General features: G+C 37.2%; 16 protein-coding genes. All 16 read right to left on the bottom strand.

The window, feature by feature from the left end:
• Nucleotides 1-930, bottom strand: a complete 930-nt coding sequence (locus DFP95_RS01575) for an ABC transporter ATP-binding protein (protein WP_115990804.1) — start codon at nt 928-930, stop codon at nt 1-3.
• Nucleotides 931-1,638: 708 nt separating this feature from the next.
• Nucleotides 1,639-2,583: a copper amine oxidase N-terminal domain-containing protein gene (locus tag DFP95_RS01565; protein WP_115990802.1), complete on the bottom strand. Its 945-nt coding sequence runs from the start codon at nt 2,581-2,583 to the stop codon at nt 1,639-1,641.
• 30 nt (nt 2,584-2,613) lie between these two features.
• Entirely contained in the window at nt 2,614-3,342 is a 729-nt protein-coding gene (locus tag DFP95_RS01560; RefSeq protein ID WP_115990801.1) for a hypothetical protein, read from the bottom strand.
• Nucleotides 3,302-3,964, bottom strand: coding sequence for a hypothetical protein (locus DFP95_RS01555; RefSeq protein WP_115990800.1), 663 nt, complete (start codon nt 3,962-3,964; stop codon nt 3,302-3,304). The genes DFP95_RS01560 and DFP95_RS01555 overlap by 41 nt, the downstream gene beginning before the upstream one ends.
• Nucleotides 3,965-4,023: 59 nt before the next feature.
• Nucleotides 4,024-5,337, bottom strand: coding sequence for a UDP-glucose dehydrogenase family protein (locus tag DFP95_RS01550; RefSeq protein ID WP_115990799.1), 1,314 nt, complete (start codon nt 5,335-5,337; stop codon nt 4,024-4,026).
• Between the two features lie 68 nt (nt 5,338-5,405).
• Nucleotides 5,406-6,662, bottom strand: a complete 1,257-nt coding sequence (locus DFP95_RS01545; RefSeq protein ID WP_115990798.1) for an O-antigen ligase family protein — start codon at nt 6,660-6,662, stop codon at nt 5,406-5,408.
• Nucleotide 6,663: 1 nt separating this feature from the next.
• On the bottom strand, nt 6,664-7,464 hold the full coding sequence (locus DFP95_RS01540; protein ID WP_115990797.1) for a glycosyltransferase family 2 protein: 801 nt from the start codon (nt 7,462-7,464) through the stop codon (nt 6,664-6,666).
• A 17-nt stretch (nt 7,465-7,481) separates the two neighbouring features.
• Nucleotides 7,482-8,627 (bottom strand): polysaccharide pyruvyl transferase family protein, encoded by a 1,146-nt coding sequence (locus DFP95_RS01535; protein ID WP_115990796.1) that lies wholly within the window; start codon nt 8,625-8,627, stop codon nt 7,482-7,484.
• Between the two features lie 40 nt (nt 8,628-8,667).
• The gene (locus DFP95_RS01530; protein WP_181907210.1) at nt 8,668-9,768 is read right to left on the bottom strand and encodes a nitroreductase family protein; all 1,101 of its coding nucleotides are present in this window, start codon (nt 9,766-9,768) and stop codon (nt 8,668-8,670) included.
• Between the two features lie 72 nt (nt 9,769-9,840).
• A complete protein-coding gene (locus tag DFP95_RS01525) occupies nt 9,841-11,163 on the bottom strand; it encodes a flippase (protein ID WP_115990794.1) in 1,323 nt (440 codons plus the stop codon).
• A gap of 79 nt (nt 11,164-11,242) precedes the next feature.
• A complete protein-coding gene (locus tag DFP95_RS01520) occupies nt 11,243-12,340 on the bottom strand; it encodes a glycosyltransferase family 4 protein (RefSeq protein WP_115990793.1) in 1,098 nt (365 codons plus the stop codon).
• 11 nt (nt 12,341-12,351) lie between these two features.
• Nucleotides 12,352-13,269 carry an NAD-dependent epimerase/dehydratase family protein gene (locus DFP95_RS01515; protein WP_245987281.1) on the bottom strand — a complete coding sequence of 306 codons (918 nt, stop codon included), beginning with the start codon at nt 13,267-13,269 and terminating at the stop codon, nt 12,352-12,354.
• The gene (locus DFP95_RS01510) at nt 13,250-13,870 is read right to left on the bottom strand and encodes a sugar transferase (RefSeq protein ID WP_115991325.1); all 621 of its coding nucleotides are present in this window, start codon (nt 13,868-13,870) and stop codon (nt 13,250-13,252) included. Before DFP95_RS01510 ends, DFP95_RS01515 begins: the two co-directional genes overlap by 20 nt.
• A gap of 46 nt (nt 13,871-13,916) precedes the next feature.
• A complete protein-coding gene (locus DFP95_RS01505) occupies nt 13,917-15,758 on the bottom strand; it encodes a polysaccharide biosynthesis protein (RefSeq protein ID WP_115990792.1) in 1,842 nt (613 codons plus the stop codon).
• A 21-nt stretch (nt 15,759-15,779) separates the two neighbouring features.
• Nucleotides 15,780-16,475: a CpsD/CapB family tyrosine-protein kinase gene (locus DFP95_RS01500; RefSeq protein WP_115990791.1), complete on the bottom strand. Its 696-nt coding sequence runs from the start codon at nt 16,473-16,475 to the stop codon at nt 15,780-15,782.
• Complete coding sequence (locus DFP95_RS01495) at nt 16,456-17,214, bottom strand: YveK family protein (RefSeq protein WP_181907208.1); 759 nt, start codon at nt 17,212-17,214, stop codon at nt 16,456-16,458. Before DFP95_RS01495 ends, DFP95_RS01500 begins: the two co-directional genes overlap by 20 nt.
• Between the last annotated feature and the right edge of the window lie 69 nt (nt 17,215-17,283).

The following is a 17,283-nucleotide window of genomic DNA, read 5'->3' as shown; positions in this document are numbered from 1 at the left end:
CTAATCCCTCCACTCTTTCCCCGTAAAGGCGATGAAAACATCCTCTAAGCTCATCTCGCGGATGGAAACCTGCTCCACTCGATATCCGCGTTCCTTCGTGAACCCGAATACGCCGTACAGCGTTTCCTCCGGCTGTATCGACCATAGTTTTAACGCCTGGCCCTCTCTTGCCGTACGCACGACTGTCGACATCTCCTTCGCAACCTCTTCCGTGTCGATGGCTGCATTTTCCCCGTCTTGAAAATGAAGACGAACCTCCCGTTCCTTCGTCAAGCGATCTATTAGCGCCGCTGGCGTATCCAGCGAGACAATGCGACCTTGATCCACAATGCAAACCCGGTCGCTAAGCTTCTCGGCTTCTTCCATATAGTGCGTCGTTAGTATCGTTGTTTTTCCGAGCTCCTTCAGCTTAAGTACAATATCCCAAATATTCCGCCGCGCTTGCGGATCTAAGCCAGTAGTCGGCTCGTCTAGGAAAATGATCTGAGGATCGCTAATCATCGCGAGCCCGATGGCCAACCTCTGCCGTTGCCCTCCGGATAGAGATTTTACTCTTTTGCCGCGGTGATTGGTCAGATTGATCATCTCCAGCACTTCCGAGGCTTGCTTCGATCGCGGATAGAACGAGGCGAACAGATCCAGGTTCTCTTCTACGGTCAACAGCTCGAACATCGCGCTGGATTGAGGCTGCACGCCGATTCGGTATTTGATTTGATCCGAATTCTTGGCCCACGTCAGCCCGTCGATCGTCACCGTTCCGGAGTCCGGAGTTTGGAGACCCTCGATCATCTCCAGCGTCGTCGTTTTCCCCGCCCCGTTGGGTCCGATAATCGTAAACACTTCCCCGGCTTCCACGGAGAAGCTGATTTCTTCGACCGCCTTCACCGTCCCGAACGATTTGCGCAACCCTTTTACTTCTAAGATGGACATGAATTCCTCTCCTTCATTTACCAGTTCTACATAACTAACCCTATTGTAACTCAGCCTTCCGGATAGCTGAACGGTCTACGGTACGCTTATTTCCTCAGTCTTCAGACGGAGGAGGTGCAGTTACAAGCATAGAAAAAAGCCGTCTCACTGGGAGCTTGGGGCATCCCATGGACGGCATCTGTGTTCGTCATAATCTATTTCTATTAATTTTTGGAAATATAGCTATTAGCGACGCGTAGGCGTTCCTTCATGACTCTCTCCCGTTCGAGAGTGCGGGTAAGATCGTCGTTGATCCTAATCGTGCAGGCACCGCAAATGTGTCCTCTGCGAATAGCGGCGCGACATAGGTCGCATTCATCCGATAAATTCGGGTAATCAAACAACTTGATCTTGCCCTGTCTGATCCACGAACGAATCTTCTCGGGAGGGAGCATAGTCGCAGCGGCCGTCTCATCCGTATTAGCGAATCGATTGCGTAATAAGAAGCGTTCGATCGTATTTAATTGATCATCCGCGACCGATGCGCAACTCGCGCAAAGATTCCGAGAATTTTTCTGAAAAACGTTCCCGCAACCGGGACAATGTGCGACTCGTAGTTCTATCGACATGCGCACCAACCTCGCTTAAATGGTTCTAATGTACCAATACTAGCATAGGCAGGAACATTTTTCATCAAATAATCAGTTCAAATGCTCTACTATTTTACAACTACGTCAATTGATCCAGTAATTCTCTACCGCCATCCATCTCATCCTGGAACTTCTGACGATATTCAGATATAACCGATGTGTTATAACCATTAGCCGTTAGCAAATTCTCCGTTTGAGAGATAATTGTATTGAACTGCTCCGTACATTGGCTAATGATTCCATTAATCTGAATAGTTAACTGATTGATCGTATCAGGGTCAGTCTCATCAATTAACTGCAAGCCTAGCGGCATAAGCTGACTCTTATAGCTCTGCTCTAAGGAATCCAGCGATGCTTTCGCGCTCGCAGTAATAGATTCGTAGGTTGGTTTAGCCGTCGGACCTGTTGGCTCTGGCGTTCCTTCAGCCGGATCAACCGTCTCGTTTTCTCCCGCTTGTTCAAGCTTGTAGGCCGCTGATTCCGCTAGAATCTTACCTCCTGCTGCCCATTTAATATCCATGTTCACGGATTCCGACATGAATCGAACAGGAACGTAAATCGAACCGCCCAACGAGTAGGCCGATTGACCCACAGGAAGCGACTTTACTTTGCCATCGAAGCTGAAAGTAGCTTCCACCGGAGATACTATGTTCTTAGTCCCACTCTTCGAGGAGAATTGACCCTCTTGTCCTAATGCATTAACTAGATATTCTTTGAGTACCATAGCTTGTTGCTTAGTAGGCTCCGTGACGCTTACTGTGCTCGTCTTCCCGTCCCAACTCACTTTCTTGAGTAAGGCATAGGAGAAAAATCTAAGAGGAACATAATTCGTCCCCTTGATATTGAATACATATTGTCCTTCGGGAATAATCAAGATTTTACCGTCGAAGACCAGTTGCACCTCTTGCGATGATACTTTCAAGTTATCGGTAGAAGCAGCAGAAACTACACTTGCTTGGAATAGTAACGCGAACGCAAGTGTGAATAGGGCTAACATTGTTTTATTCCTATGTAACGCTTTCATTTGATCGTTGTCTCCTTCATCGTAAGTAAATTATTTAAGAGCGGCGGCCAACTTGGATATTGCCGATGCCCTAACCGCAGACTTTTGCTTGCTATACTGACTCTCCCACGCTGGCAATTCCGATACCGGGATTCCCGCCTCTTCATATTCATCCGTCGCATCCGTAACAAGAGCCTTGAAGCTACTATCGCACCCCGACTCTGCCGTTATAAGCTTGCCAAGAAACTTCGCTTGCAATGTCACCAGAGTTGCCTCTTCATTGCTAGTCAGCTCTTCGACCATATCTTGAATAAGGCCGTCACTCTTCGCCTTGCATTCATTACGTAAGCTGCTAATTTCATTTTCGAACTTAGTATCGATCTTAAGCTTAAGAGCTATTTCATCTTCCGATAAAACAACTGTCGTTTCTTGAGGCTCTGCGGTGTTACTGTTGCTTGGAGAAGTCTGGGGTTGCGTTACTTCATTGGTTTCAATTGGAGGCGTGGGTGTTGGAGTGGCACTCGGTGTTGTGTTCGTTGATTCTTCTGGGCTGTCTGTGTTCTCTGTGACAATTCCAATTTCACTCGTTTCACTTGGCTCTTGAGAATCCATGATGGGATCCGTCGCTGTTGAGCTTGCTGAGGGAGTTGGCGATTGGATGCTCTCCGATGTTTTGTCGGAAAAACAGGCTGTCGCCGTCATGACCATGACGATAATGGCACACAAAGCTACTATCTGGTTATTGAGAAGCTTTCGACTCTTCTTCTTCGGCTTGATCATATGTTTTCCCCTGACTTACTCCATACTTCTTCGCAATTTTAGAGAGAGTATTGTATTCTTCCGGTGATAGCTTGTCCAATAGGACCTTGCGGGCTTCTCGCTTTTCGTCCCTGGTCATTCCACCACCTGCAAGTTCTTGAATCAACTTAATATCTGAGAGGGACAAATTGCCCATAAGGATAGATGTGACGTCTACTTTCTCGGATACTGTTACTTTATCCTTGATGTCATTAGCCTTTTTCACAGACACTTCAGGATTGTAAACGCCTGCTTTGTCTGTGTCATTGATTTCAGCCTTTCCAGGTGTAGAGGGTTGCTGCTCCGGAGTGTTTTCTGCTGATTGAATAGGCTCGTTATTGTCAGGTTGAACTGACGAAGTCGACATTGGAACTTCTTCTGAAACAACCGGACTGCTAGATTCATTAGTACCAGTGGGTATGACACTTTGTTCGGTCTCAATCGGTTCTGTAATCTCTTCTAAAACTAGATTATTAGCCATAGAATCTATTACTTTGTTTACAGCATAATTCGCGGCGATAATACCAGAAATTCCTAGTACAACTATCAAAGCTAATGACCAAATTAGCAATCGTTTCCACGAGAATTTTCGTTTATTCTCCATTAATAACTCAACATTCCTTCTAAATTTTATTTAGTAAACAATGCAAGACCACTTCTTTTTCAATTAAGATTTATTACTGATTCTTTACCCATTGAATGATATTCAATAATATGAGCAGAAACTTGATTAATCGTAAAACAATTTCTACCGTCAAAAACAATTGGTTCTATCATTAATTCTGTTAATTTACTCAAATCAAATTTTTTTATTTCCTCCCACTCAGTTAATATAAAAACACAATTTGCTTTTTTTATTGCATCTTCGATGGAATCTGTAAAATAAATATTTTTATTTAAAATCTTTTTTGCTTGTTTAGTCGCAACTGGATCATATGCTGTTACTGTTGCTCCAAGATTTAAGAGTTCTTCAGATATGACAATCGATGCTGCATCTCTTATATCATCAGTATTTGGTTTAAAAGAAAGCCCCAGTAATGCAATTTTCAAATCCTTTAATGAAGTAAATCTTTTCTTTGCTTTTTCGATTAAGCTCATTTGTTGTTTTTTATTTACTTCAATAACTGATTTTAATAACATAAAATTATGATCCACATTTCCAGCTATCTGAACTAATGCGCTAGTATCTTTGGGAAAGCAAGAACCCCCATAACCAATCCCAGCATTAAGAAATGAATTTCCTATTCGTTTATCTTTCCCCATTCCTATTGCAACATCATCAATGTTTGCTCCTAATTTTTCACATAGATTTGATATTTCATTAATAAAACTAATTTTTGTTGCTAAAAATGCATTAGAAGCATATTTTATCATCTCTGCACTTCTAATAGATGTTGTAAAGATCGGGATATTAAATGGTTTATATAGCTCTTCCACCACCCTTGATGCTTTATTATTTTCAGCACCAATAATAATTCTATCGCCGTTAAATATATCGTTTATCGCGGATCCTTCACGTAAAAATTCTGGATTAGAAACAATATCAATAGTGAATCTAGAATTATTTGTTTTATCCAATAATTCTTTTATGTATTCATTTGTTCCTACAGGTACAGTACTTTTTATAACTACGATCACATTACTTTTAATAAAATTTGAAATATGTGATGCAACATTTTCTATTGCAGACAAATCAGCTTTTCCATTTTCTTTAGATGGAGTACCAACTGCGATAAAAATGACATTTGAATTATTAAAGCCTTCCTCATAACTATGGGTAAATGAAAGCCTTCCCTCTTTTACATTCTTACTTATCAGTTCCTCTAGTTCTGGTTCATAAATCGGAGACTTAAAGATTTTCAACATTTCAATTTTTTCCTTATTTGTATCTATACAAACCACATTATGACCAATTTCCGCTAACGATACTCCAGTTACAAGCCCCACATAGCCAGCACCTACTATCGATATGTTCATTATTCACCAATCCTGTCTCTTATTTGGTTGTTGAATGAAAACTATAAAAAATATTGAATATTGCTGTGTCAATTACCGAGTTTTAGATGTTTCTGATAAATTGAAAAGTAAATTACTAATATTAATATTGAAACTAACACAGGATCATATAGGAATAATTCTGAGTAATTTTGAATCATCAATGCTATAAACGTTCCTAAAATAAATTTATTCATTTGCTCAAACTTATTGTATATATTTAGACATGTTCTTAAAAACATTGAAATAATGATGATTAAGTATAGAGCTAGGCCAATCAATCCGAACTCGATTAAAAAAGCAATATAGAAATTATGGGGAGTCATCCATGCACCAGTTATAGGGTTAATTTGCATACTATTTCTAAATCCAACACCTAAAACTTCTTGTGTTTTTGACATTTCTAACCACATAGACCATCCAGAATTCCATTTTTCAGTTCTCGAAAGTAAATCGTTGCTAAATTGTTCGCCAAAAAATCCTTGTAAAATAACACTATTTTTATTTAGATACAAACTGATTACGAAGATTACAAAGATATTTATAACTAGGATAAGTATTAATGCACTTTTTAATTTGAGCTTCAAATTATTGTTTAGAAGTCCAGAAAACAATCGAATTCCATAAACAAAACAAAAAGCAATAATAAATGAAAAAATAGCACTTCTTGAAAAAGTTAATAATAGGGAAACAATAATGAGGAAAGTAATCAACTTTTTATATCGAAGTGTTGCGTATTTTTGTAGAAAGATTCCTACTAAACTGAATATCATTTGAAATGTACCAGCAAAATTTGCTGAGGAGTAAAAGCCTACTCCTCTTGTTAAATTTAATCCATTCCAATGAATAGTATAGGCTCCTACTTGTGAGGCATAAATCGGACCAACAGCAAGTGAGAGGAATACACCTAACGCCGAAATGAACCCAACCACTAATAATATGTTTACTAAAGTATTCATTCCAATTTGACTAATTACAATTTCATTTAAGTACCTTCTATATACCAATAAGCTCAAGAATATATACATAAAATATTGAATCGAATACAAAATAGATACAATATTTAATGTGAAAACTGAAATTGTCAAACAATAAAGCCCTATACATAATATAATTTTTAATAAGTATTTCTGATTACTTTCAACTACTTTAATTTGACCTCTTTTAGTAAATATTAACCAACCAAGCAGACCAATGATACCTAAAGATAAACTATTATTTCCCCCAACAATCCAACTTAATGAAATCTTTGGCGCTACTATAGCCATCAATAGAAATAATAAAAACCAAATATGATGTCTATTCATATTATTTTTTTATCCATCCTCGAATAACTAATCTTATTTTTTGAGGCATTATTCCCCAAAACATTCTTGAGAAAAGCAGGATCCATGAATTAATCCCTCCCTTTAAGAAAATAATTGAATCTTTTTGAACATTCAAAGATGAAAATAGATATCGTAATCTATTTTTGTTTTCAAATGACTGATCTTTATGAATTCTCTTCGTAGCGAGAGCCACATTTAACTGATGAATGCAAATTCCTTTTTTAACCAATCTTAGCCATAAATCATAATCTAATTGTTTTTGTAATTTCTCATTGTAGCCACCAACGTACAATAATGCATTCTTCTTAATCATTATAGAACTATGATTGATTGAGTTACCGTAAATTAAGCTTTGTGTTATATCAGTTATTTCACGGTTATACTGAACCATATCCCAGTTAATTAATTGTTTATCAAGGATTATATGAAATTTTGTAGTGATAAGAGAGCTTTTGGGAAAGTGTTCAAAAGCCTTTAATTGAAACTCCAATCTATTGGGATGACTAGGATCATCACAATCAATATTTGCAATAAATTCACCGTTACACGAATTTATTGCAATATTAAGAGCTTTTGCTCTACCTACTTTTATTGACGATATATAATTAATTCGACTATCTTTAGCATGATAGTTTTTCAATATTTCTAATGTATTATCATCGGATCCATCGTCAACGACAACCATCTCCCAATTCTGAAAAGATTGGTTCATTATACTTTCTATTGTTTGGCCAATTATTGACTCACCATTTCTAACAGTGCAAATTACAGATACAATCATTGTTGGAAACCCTCTTGCTATATGTATTTTAAAACTTCATCCCACATTTGATTAGTAAGATTTATTTGATGGTCTTTATGGAAGTTAAGAGTATTCCTAATCTCAAGTTGGTTTGAATAATTTGTAAATAAATCTAACTTATCTATAATATCCTTTTCAGAACTAAGATTATGTAAAATATAATTTTCAACTCCGTAATCCTTAAATAACATATTATATTTATGGCTCCAACCAGTTGCAAGACTCGGAACACCTTGCGATAATGCACTGACTAAACCATGAAATCTAGAACCAATCACCAGCTTTGAATTTCCGATAATTCCTTTTATTAGTACGGGGTCATCTTCTCTTATAACCCTTATCTTTTTATTGATCTTCTTCTCTATTTCTAAAACAAGTTCATAATCACGATCAGATTCATGTACTAAAATAAAGGGGTTTAATTTCTTATCAATCAAATATTTAATGCACGTAATCAAAAAGTTTAAATAATGATCTTTTATATCTTTTTTTGCTTTATCCAACATTCTGTAATTTGGGATAATACATGATTCCATTTGTGCTTCATCAAAATAAAAAGGTTTCTTCCCAATTAGTAAGTTAGTAAAATCTGGGTATTCCCTAATGTTTTGTGCGTTCGGAGCAAGTTTTTTTATGTATTCTAATGAAACTGAATCACGAGCAAAAATTAAATCTACATTCTCAATTATTTCCTTAAATGCATCTTGTGACTCCTTTTTATTAAATGGTCCAAATGCCTGCGGCATTAAAATAATCTTTTTTCCTTCTTTTCTCCAGTTGGAAGTTAGTTTAGCCATAGTTGTACAGCTTTCCGTTCCCCATTGATCACTGTAAGAAAATCCTGAGATATCTAATATGGTTTTTACCTCTGATTTTAGAATTAATCTATTATATTTCCTAATACCAGCTGGAATAATGGTCCCGATTACATTTGCAACTTTTCCAATGAAAGGATGCTTATTAGAGTCTATCCACATTAAATGTTTAAGGTTTGCCGATTTTCTCTGACTAAAAGAACCACATCTTAAGTTCACTCCAATTTCATTTGAACTACCTCTTATAGTTAATTGTTCAATTGCAGCCCGTAACATTAATTCTGCACCTTTATTAACAAAATTAGCTCCTCTTAACTCAATAAACATATGGATGATTCCTCCGTTGAAATAAATTCAAGCTGACAAATCAAAGATTAAATGTTCGCATTTCTTTTAGTTCTCTCTTCATTGAATACGCAACCTCAGCTTCCTCATCTGGATAACCAACTGCAATAAATAAAATCACACGTTCATATTTATCTAATGATAATATTTTATCTAATTCTTTCTCTTTCTCCTCAATATCCGGCCAATTTAAGGGGCAAGAACTTAATCCTTGAACTTCTAATGCATACATGAATGGCATCGCAGATAGTGCTGCGTCTATATAAATTAGATGCCTGTCACATTCATTTGGATATGCGGAGAGATCACCTATTACTGCAATTAACATTGGTATATTATGATAAAAGCCATTTGTTCCAGAGGGTATTCTTCCGATTTTCTTAACTAGAACTGGATCATCAAATACCTGATACCTAAAAGGCTGTCTATTACACGCACTTGGGGATAGTAATCCAATTTCAATTGCATTATCTATTTTTTTTCTCGGTACGTTAATTTGTTTAAAAAACCTAACAGACCTCCTTATTTCGGATAGTTCCTTGAATTGATTTATAGATATTACTTTTTGTTTATTTAAATCTCTCTTATAGGGAACATATTTCTTCTGTTCAGTTGGTTGTAGATCAGTTGTCATTTTATTAAATCTTTCTCTTTCTTTATTAATAATGATATTGTCGGCAGTTACTTTAAAGTACTTATCTAAAACATCGAAGGTCCATTTGAACTGCGGATTATTGTTGATTTCAGAATCATTTTGATTTAGTAAAAATATAAAGCTGTTCATAGTTTCTGTAATAAATCTGGTTGCAAATATATCTTTACGAGGCATCATCAATAATCCTTTTTCTATCCTATGAGTATTTCGCCTAAGTAAATAATAATTATTTCTTTTTCTCATTAAGTCTTCCATATGAACTCGTTTTCCAATAATTACAGAATATTGCTCTCTTTTAAATTCACCTGAGAAAAGGTAGTAGACACCTGTAATAAATTTAGATTTCGAAATAATAAAAATACAATAGTAGTTTAAAACCAATTTTAATTTAGAGAATTTTATCATAACTGAATCAATTCTATCTTCAGAAAACATTTTTACAGCATTTTTTTTAATGACATTTCTCACAGCCATCCTCCTTTGGAAATCAATTGCGCCGAGATTTATATTCCAAAACATTTATGTTTAGAGCATTAATTATTACATTCTTCTAATTGATCTATAAATTTGAACAATCAATAATACAGGAGCAAAAAATGATTTAGTCATCATAATGCCGCTATCATAAGTCTTCTTTGAAAAAAAAGTAAATAAATAGGTCGATGTAAAGTAGGCTAATACTGTTGCTATCGCTGCACCTTCCCCTCCATATTTGGGAATCAAAATAATATTTGCAGCAATATTTATCACTAACCCAAAACCGTGACTAACGATGGAAAACATAAGTAATTCTTCGATAATCAACCACTTACTCAACAATGCCCTCATAAACACAAATAATGAAGCCCAAATATGTATTATTAGTATACTTACGGCCGGCATATATTCTTCACCAAATAACACAGATATTAGTTTGGACGATATTAGTGATAACACTATGGACAGAAAAAAAGCAATGAGAAATAATAAATTGTAAACCGCCTGTAGTTTTTTTCGATATTCAAATGTTCGTTCTCTCATCCTAATCAATTGTGGAAAAAGCGAAGTTACAACTGCAATAGCTATAAAATACCAGGCCTCAGATATTCTAACAGCTACAGAGTAAATACCTAATTCCGCTTCTCCCCTCATTGACTCCACCATTATTTGATCCACTTTTAAATATAATACGGATGCAACACCTGATAAAATAAGCGGCCATGACCTGCTTAATAGATTTTTCGCGGTTTTAGTACAATAAGTCCACTTTTTGTAATTCCCGTCACGCTTATACAAAATGAATAATAAAACAGAAGAAAATAAGACTTCGAGCGATTGTGCAAAAGCAAAATAATACAATGGATATTTGAAAAAAACAAAAAATATCTGTATCAATGATATAAGAATTAATGCAATATTTTTGGACATTACAGATAATTTTGATTTTAGGTTTGCTTGATTATATAAATCAATTACTTCAAAAGGCTTTAATAATATTGAAATTCCCACAAAAATAAGAACAATTTTTATTTCAATAGTATCCAAGAATAATACATAGATAATCAGCAACGTGAATCCGATTATACTTGCAATCATTTTTAAGTAGAAAGTCGTGCCTATAATGACACTATTATCATTATGTTTTTGAACCAAATCTTTAACAACTAAACCCGATAAACCTAAATCTATAAAAATAGTAATAATAAAAACAAAGGCGATACCGTAATTTAAAAAACCAAAATCACTTGGACCCAGATATCTGGCTAATAGTGAAAAAATATAAATACTTACAATCATTTTAAGCACTTTTTCAAAGACTAACCATATAACATTTGAAAATACTACTTTATCTACTCTAATTAATTCTGAAATTTTTGAGATCATATTTCTATCGCCACCCTATCGACACTTCACTCAGAATTGATCTTAAGATCAAAATATAAATAAATTGAAGTAACAAATCTCATAGATATTCTTTGTAAATCTCTCCAACACGCTCAAGTGCAGTACTAATTGAATACTTTTTTATTAGTTCTTGATTTTTTTTTCCAAAATCCGACTCTCTTGAGTGATAAATGTTGAGAATTGCATTTGCAAAACCAGTCGGATCCTTCTCCGTGTATCCATTCACTCCATTTACTACTAAATCTCTATTTCCTCTACAATTTGTTACTACAATAGGCAGTCCAACAGCCATTGCCTCCATTACATTGACGGGCAGTCCTTCCTGCCTTGATGATGAAACGGCTAAGTCTGACATTTCTAACAACTTGCTTACATCGCTTCGATAGCCCAAAAATATTACATATTTCTCAATACCCTTTACTCTTACAACCTCAAGATATTTACTATATAATTCACCTGATCCAGCAAGGAGTAATTTTATTTTGGGTATTTTATTTTTAAGCTGCTCTATAACATCAAACAAGAAATCTTGGCGTTTTCTATAACTTAATTCAGCAGTATAGATTAAAATAAAGTCATCTTTTTGAAAATTATAATATTCTCTTAGTAGAAGTTTCATTTCATTTTTTTGAGGTTTAAATTTTTCCAAGTCAACACCAACACCTGGAACTAAAAATGTTTTGGTGTTTATAAAGGTTTTTGCCATTTCAAAATCTTCATGATTAATTGTAAGTAAACCATCTGTAAATACAGAAAGTAACTTTTCTATCGGATAATACAAAATCCAATTTTTCATAGGTGCACCTTTGTAAAAATGAAATCCATGAGCTGTATATAGAACTTTTGTGCCTCTTTTTCTAGCACTCCTTGCTGCAAATCGAGTTAGAACGCCGCCCATTGGAGTATGGCAATGAATTAAGTAATAATTATTTTCATTAATAATCCTACACAATTGTTTATAACCATACATATTTTCTATATTAAATGGTGACCTTTTAATTGGGACATTATATTTCTTAGAAACATACGGAATCTCACTTGTCCCATTACTAGCTACATGAACTTCAAATCCCCTCTCGTAGAACCACTTCAAATAGGGAATATGAAAGTTCAGTATGTGACTATCAATTGAAGCAGTAAACAAGATCTTTTTCATAGAAATCCACCTTACATAGGTCTATTTACCACATTTGTTTCACAGGTATTTATAGATTGTTTTAAACTAAAATTAGAATATTTGTATTTTTCAAAAACAGACAATTCCTTTTCCACTGTCAAATTACCAAATACTCTTCGTAATAAGCCACTGTGGTTCCCGATAAGATAAATAACATGTGCCAACACCTTAGAAAAGGCTATTTTCTTATGATTAGACATTGAAATTAATGAGGCCATTTCAACAACGTTTATAAATTCTTGATTTTGAGGAATGAACAACCCAGATTCTTGATTTATTATAATAAGTCTAATGAACTCTGAAAGATTATCTATGTAGATCATGCTTCTTGAATTATCGATGGCTGGAAACACTGGTGATTTTAGAATAAATTTTCGCAATCGCTTATAATTTCCTGGACTATCTGGTCCATACACCATAGGCGCTCTTATTATTACCAATTTGAACGTATCATCGCTTATTTTTTTCAACTCAATTTCTGCCTCTAATTTACTACGCCCATAGAATGATTTTGGGTGACACAGTGTATCTAAATTTATTACATTCTGTCCACCAATTAAACCATCAAGTCCATAAACAGATAAAGTACTCATAAAGATAAATTGTTTAACTCCAGCATTTTTTGCTTTTTTTGCAATTAAAATTGGAAGCTCTTTATTAATTCGAAAATATAAAGTTCTTAATTTAGTTTTTTCTTTTTCGTGTACGATAGCTGCGACATGAAAAACCACATCAAAAACAGAGAAATCTTGTTTAACCCAATCATCATTTCGAAGAGATATAAAAGTGATCTCGAGAGTGTCGGGAAAACTATATACCCATTTTGCAAACATTTTTCCTATATAACTATTTTCACCTGTTACTAAAACCCTCAATATAACACCAACTTCACAAAATATTATGATCAAGTGTTGCTCCTTCTTTTACTCCTTCTTTTACTCCTTCTTTTCTTAACACTTTCAAAATGGTTTTCATCAATATATAGGTATCGAAATATATACTCATTTCCTGAGCATATTCACCATCAAATTTAGATTTTGCATCAGTAGTTAATTCATCACGGCCATTTATTTGTGCCCACCCCGTTAGTCCAGGTTTAATATCATTGGCGTTATATACGTCTCGTTGTTCGATCAAATCAAATTGATTCCATAATGCAGGACGAGGGCCAACCATACTCATGTGACCAAATAATATATTTAGTACTTGAGGAAGTTCATCTAAACTCGTCTTTCTTAAAAACCTCCCAAAAGAAGTAATCATATTGCCTGAATCTTTAAGTAAATGTGTCGGCATATCATTTGGAGCATCTATTCTCATAGTTCTGAATTTTAGAATATAAAAAGTACTTTTGTATATCCCAATGCGTTTCTGCTTAAATACAACTGGACCCTTTGAATCAAGTTTTATTATTACTGAAATAATTATAAATATTGGCCAGAATACTAATAACACAACAAGGGAAATAAATATATCAGTTGCTCTCTTAACTATATAAAAGCTTTTCATTTTTTTATCACCCATATTAATTTTTATAGTTTTATCTCCTCATCATTCAGGGGACACTCGCCAATTCATAATTCACTTTTCGATGAATAGAAGGCACTAGATCCTCTAATACACCTCTCAACTCATTAAACTCGTGAACCATTACTTTTTCTAATCGAGTAAACCCAAGTTCTAATTGGAACTGATTGATATCACCGAGCTTCCCGATGAAGATTCTATTATGCTGGGTTGAGGTGACTTCCTCTTCTATGAACAGTAATTCCTCAAATAGCTTCTCGCCTTCCCGAATACCGCTGAATTCGATTGGGATTTCCTCGTAAGGCTCGAAGCCAGACATTCTTATCAAATCTTCGGCAAGCTCTACGATCCGTACAGGTTTGCCCATATCCAGAACGAAGATCTCGCCTCCTTCGGATAAGGCACCGCATTGGATGACGAGTTGAACGGCTTCCGGAATGGTCATGAAATATCTGACCATCTCCGGATGAGTAACGGTAACCGGCCCCCCTCTAGCGATCTGATCCTTGAATAGAGGAATGACGCTGCCTCGACTTCCCAGCACATTACCGAACCGAACGGCCGAGAACCATGTCTTGCTACGCTCGTTCAAGCTCTGAATGTACATCTCGGCGATACGCTTCGTTGTTCCCATGACGCTGGATGGATTAACGGCCTTGTCGGACGAGATTAGAACGAAACGCTCCGTTCCGTACAGATCCGCACAATCCGCAACGTTCTTCGTGCCGAATACATTATTCTTGACCGCCTCGGATGGATTACGCTCCATGAGAGGGACATGCTTATGCGCGGCTGCATGGAAAACGACACTTGGTCTGAATTCTTTGAACACCTGATCTATTCGTTCACGGTCTTGAACATCCGCTATGATCGATTCTAGAGTAAGATTGGGGAAGCTTCTTCTAAGCTCCAACTCGATTGTGTAGATGCTATTCTCTCCATGACCCAATACCAGTAGCTTCTCCGGTGCGAAACTCGCGATCTGCCTGCATAGCTCCGATCCGATAGAACCTCCGGCTCCCGTTACGAGTACCGTTTTGTTAGAGAGATAGCTAGATATAGCAGTTAAGTCTGTCTCTATGGGCTCACGACCAAGCAGGTCTTCTACTTGAATATTGCGAATCGTATTTAAGGTCACCTTGCCTTGAATAATATCCTGCAATGGCGGTATGATCTTAAGCTGCGCTTTCGTCCGCTTGCAAATATCGATGAGCTCCGAGATCTCCAGCTTCGATCCGGAAGGTATGGCAATAATAATCTCCTCGATCCCATGCTTCTCGACCAAGGCAGGTATATTCTTGCGATTCCCGATTACTGGCAAGCCATAGATTTGAAGATTCTTCTTGTTCATATCATCATCTATGAAGGCATAGGGATAGACTTTCGATTGTTTGTTGAACTTAAGCTCCTTCGCGATGAGCATGCCGCATTCCCCGGCACCGACAATCAACGCTTTACGAAGATTAGTGCGCTTCTTGTAATTATCGCGGAACGCCCTCCATATGAACCGCGATCCACCCAATAGCAACAGCAACGTCTCTGCATTCCGAGCGAAAATGGAGAGCGGAACGGCTTTCCCTACAAAGAGGTAGGTTACGATATAGGCGAGCAAGCAACTGATCACGACCGCTTTAAGGATCGAGATCAGTTCGCCAATGCTAGCATACTGCCAGAACCGATTGTATAGCTTGAAAACCCGCATACATACCGTGCAGATAATGCTTGAGACAATCATATATACAATGAATTGAGTAATATTTTCCGCCGGAATGTCACCCTTAAATCGGAAAAAGTAGGATGAATAGACGCTGACGCATACCAGCAAGATATCTAGTAGAATTAGAGTAAGATTTCTCTTGTGATAGCTCATCATGCTTCCTCCTTCGAGCAACTATTCCGAAGCCCCATAGTAGTAATAGTATTCATCTTTATTCCCGTGTCTTACATTGTTCATCACGACACCCAGCATTCTAGCGTTCACGTGCGTAAGCTTATCCCTGGCTTTCTGCGCTTGGGCATGCTTCACTCTACCGGAATCGACGACGAGGATGACTCCATCGCAGATCGAAGCGATGATCTGCGAATCTGTAACCGCAAGCGCAGGTGGAGTGTCCACGATGATCATATCGAACTGATCTCTGAGATCTGATAACAGTACCTTCATCTTGTTCGAGCCTAGCAGCTCTGCAGGATTAGGTGGCGTTATACCGCTAGGTAACAAGGAAAGATTCGGAACGAACGTGTCCACTATGACTTCCGATAGTTGGCACTGATTGGACAACACGTTCGACAATCCATTTCGATTCGATGCGAGGAAGGTATGATGTGCCGTCGGTTTCCTGAGATCGGCATCGATCATCAATACCTTCTGATTTGCTTGCGCATACGTAACAGCAAGGTTACTTGCCGTTGTCGACTTCCCTTCCCCCGGATTGGCCGAAGTTACCATAATGATCTGCACCTTGGCATCTGAGGAAGAAAACTGGATATTCGTACGCAAGCTTCGATAAGCTTCCGAGATAGGCGATTTGGGATTGTTATGCACGATGATATGACGTTTCTTCTTCTCAGGACTGAGCTTGGACATTGCTCTCCCTCCCCCTACCTAAGGCGGCGGCCTTATTCTTTTCCTTCGTGTCTTCTTCCTTCTGCACCGGTATTAACCCAATAAGCGGTAGACCTAAATATTGATCAACATCTTGCTCCGTACGAATAGTGTCATCCATATATTCGATGAGCAACGCTACTCCGATCGCTAACATCAGCGATACAATAAACGCGATCGCCGTATTCAGGACCGGTTGCGGCTTCACTTGCAACGGGGTCTTGTCCGGATTGGCAGGAGCGAGGAACGATACGTTATCCACCTTCATGATCGTGGGAATCTGGCGAATGAATACAACCGAAATCGCATTTACGATCTCAGTTGCTTTGCGAAAGGACGAATTCTGAACAGACACGGTCATGACTTGCGTATTATTGACGGAGCTTATCTTAACTTGTGAGGTTAGTTGCTCCGACGTAAGTCCAAGGTCCGGATACTCTTGAACGACCTTGTCCATAATGGCTGGCGTCTTAATGATTTCCTTGTATGTATCAATTAATCTAATATTCAGATTCACGGCATTGATATCCAGCTGCGAAGCGTTTAATGCCTCATCCGTTTTATTCACGATTAGCTTCGTCGAGGCCTGATAGATCGGTTGAAGCCAGACCATGCTGACGATTGCTGTAATAGAGCTGCAAACAATTACAATAACAAGAATCATCCATATCCTCTTACGAAGAATTCGAATATAATCCTTCAAATCTAACTCCACGGACACTTTATTTTCCTCCAGTGCTTGTGTACTCTCTAGAATGGCGTACATCCCCCTCCCTTAATAACGGCGAGG

Source organism: Cohnella lupini, from assembly GCF_003386205.1.
GTDB lineage: Bacteria > Bacillota > Bacilli > Paenibacillales > Paenibacillaceae > Cohnella > Cohnella lupini.
The sequence above is the reverse complement of the archived record's forward strand: the minus strand, read 5'-3'. Positions and strand labels throughout refer to the sequence as shown.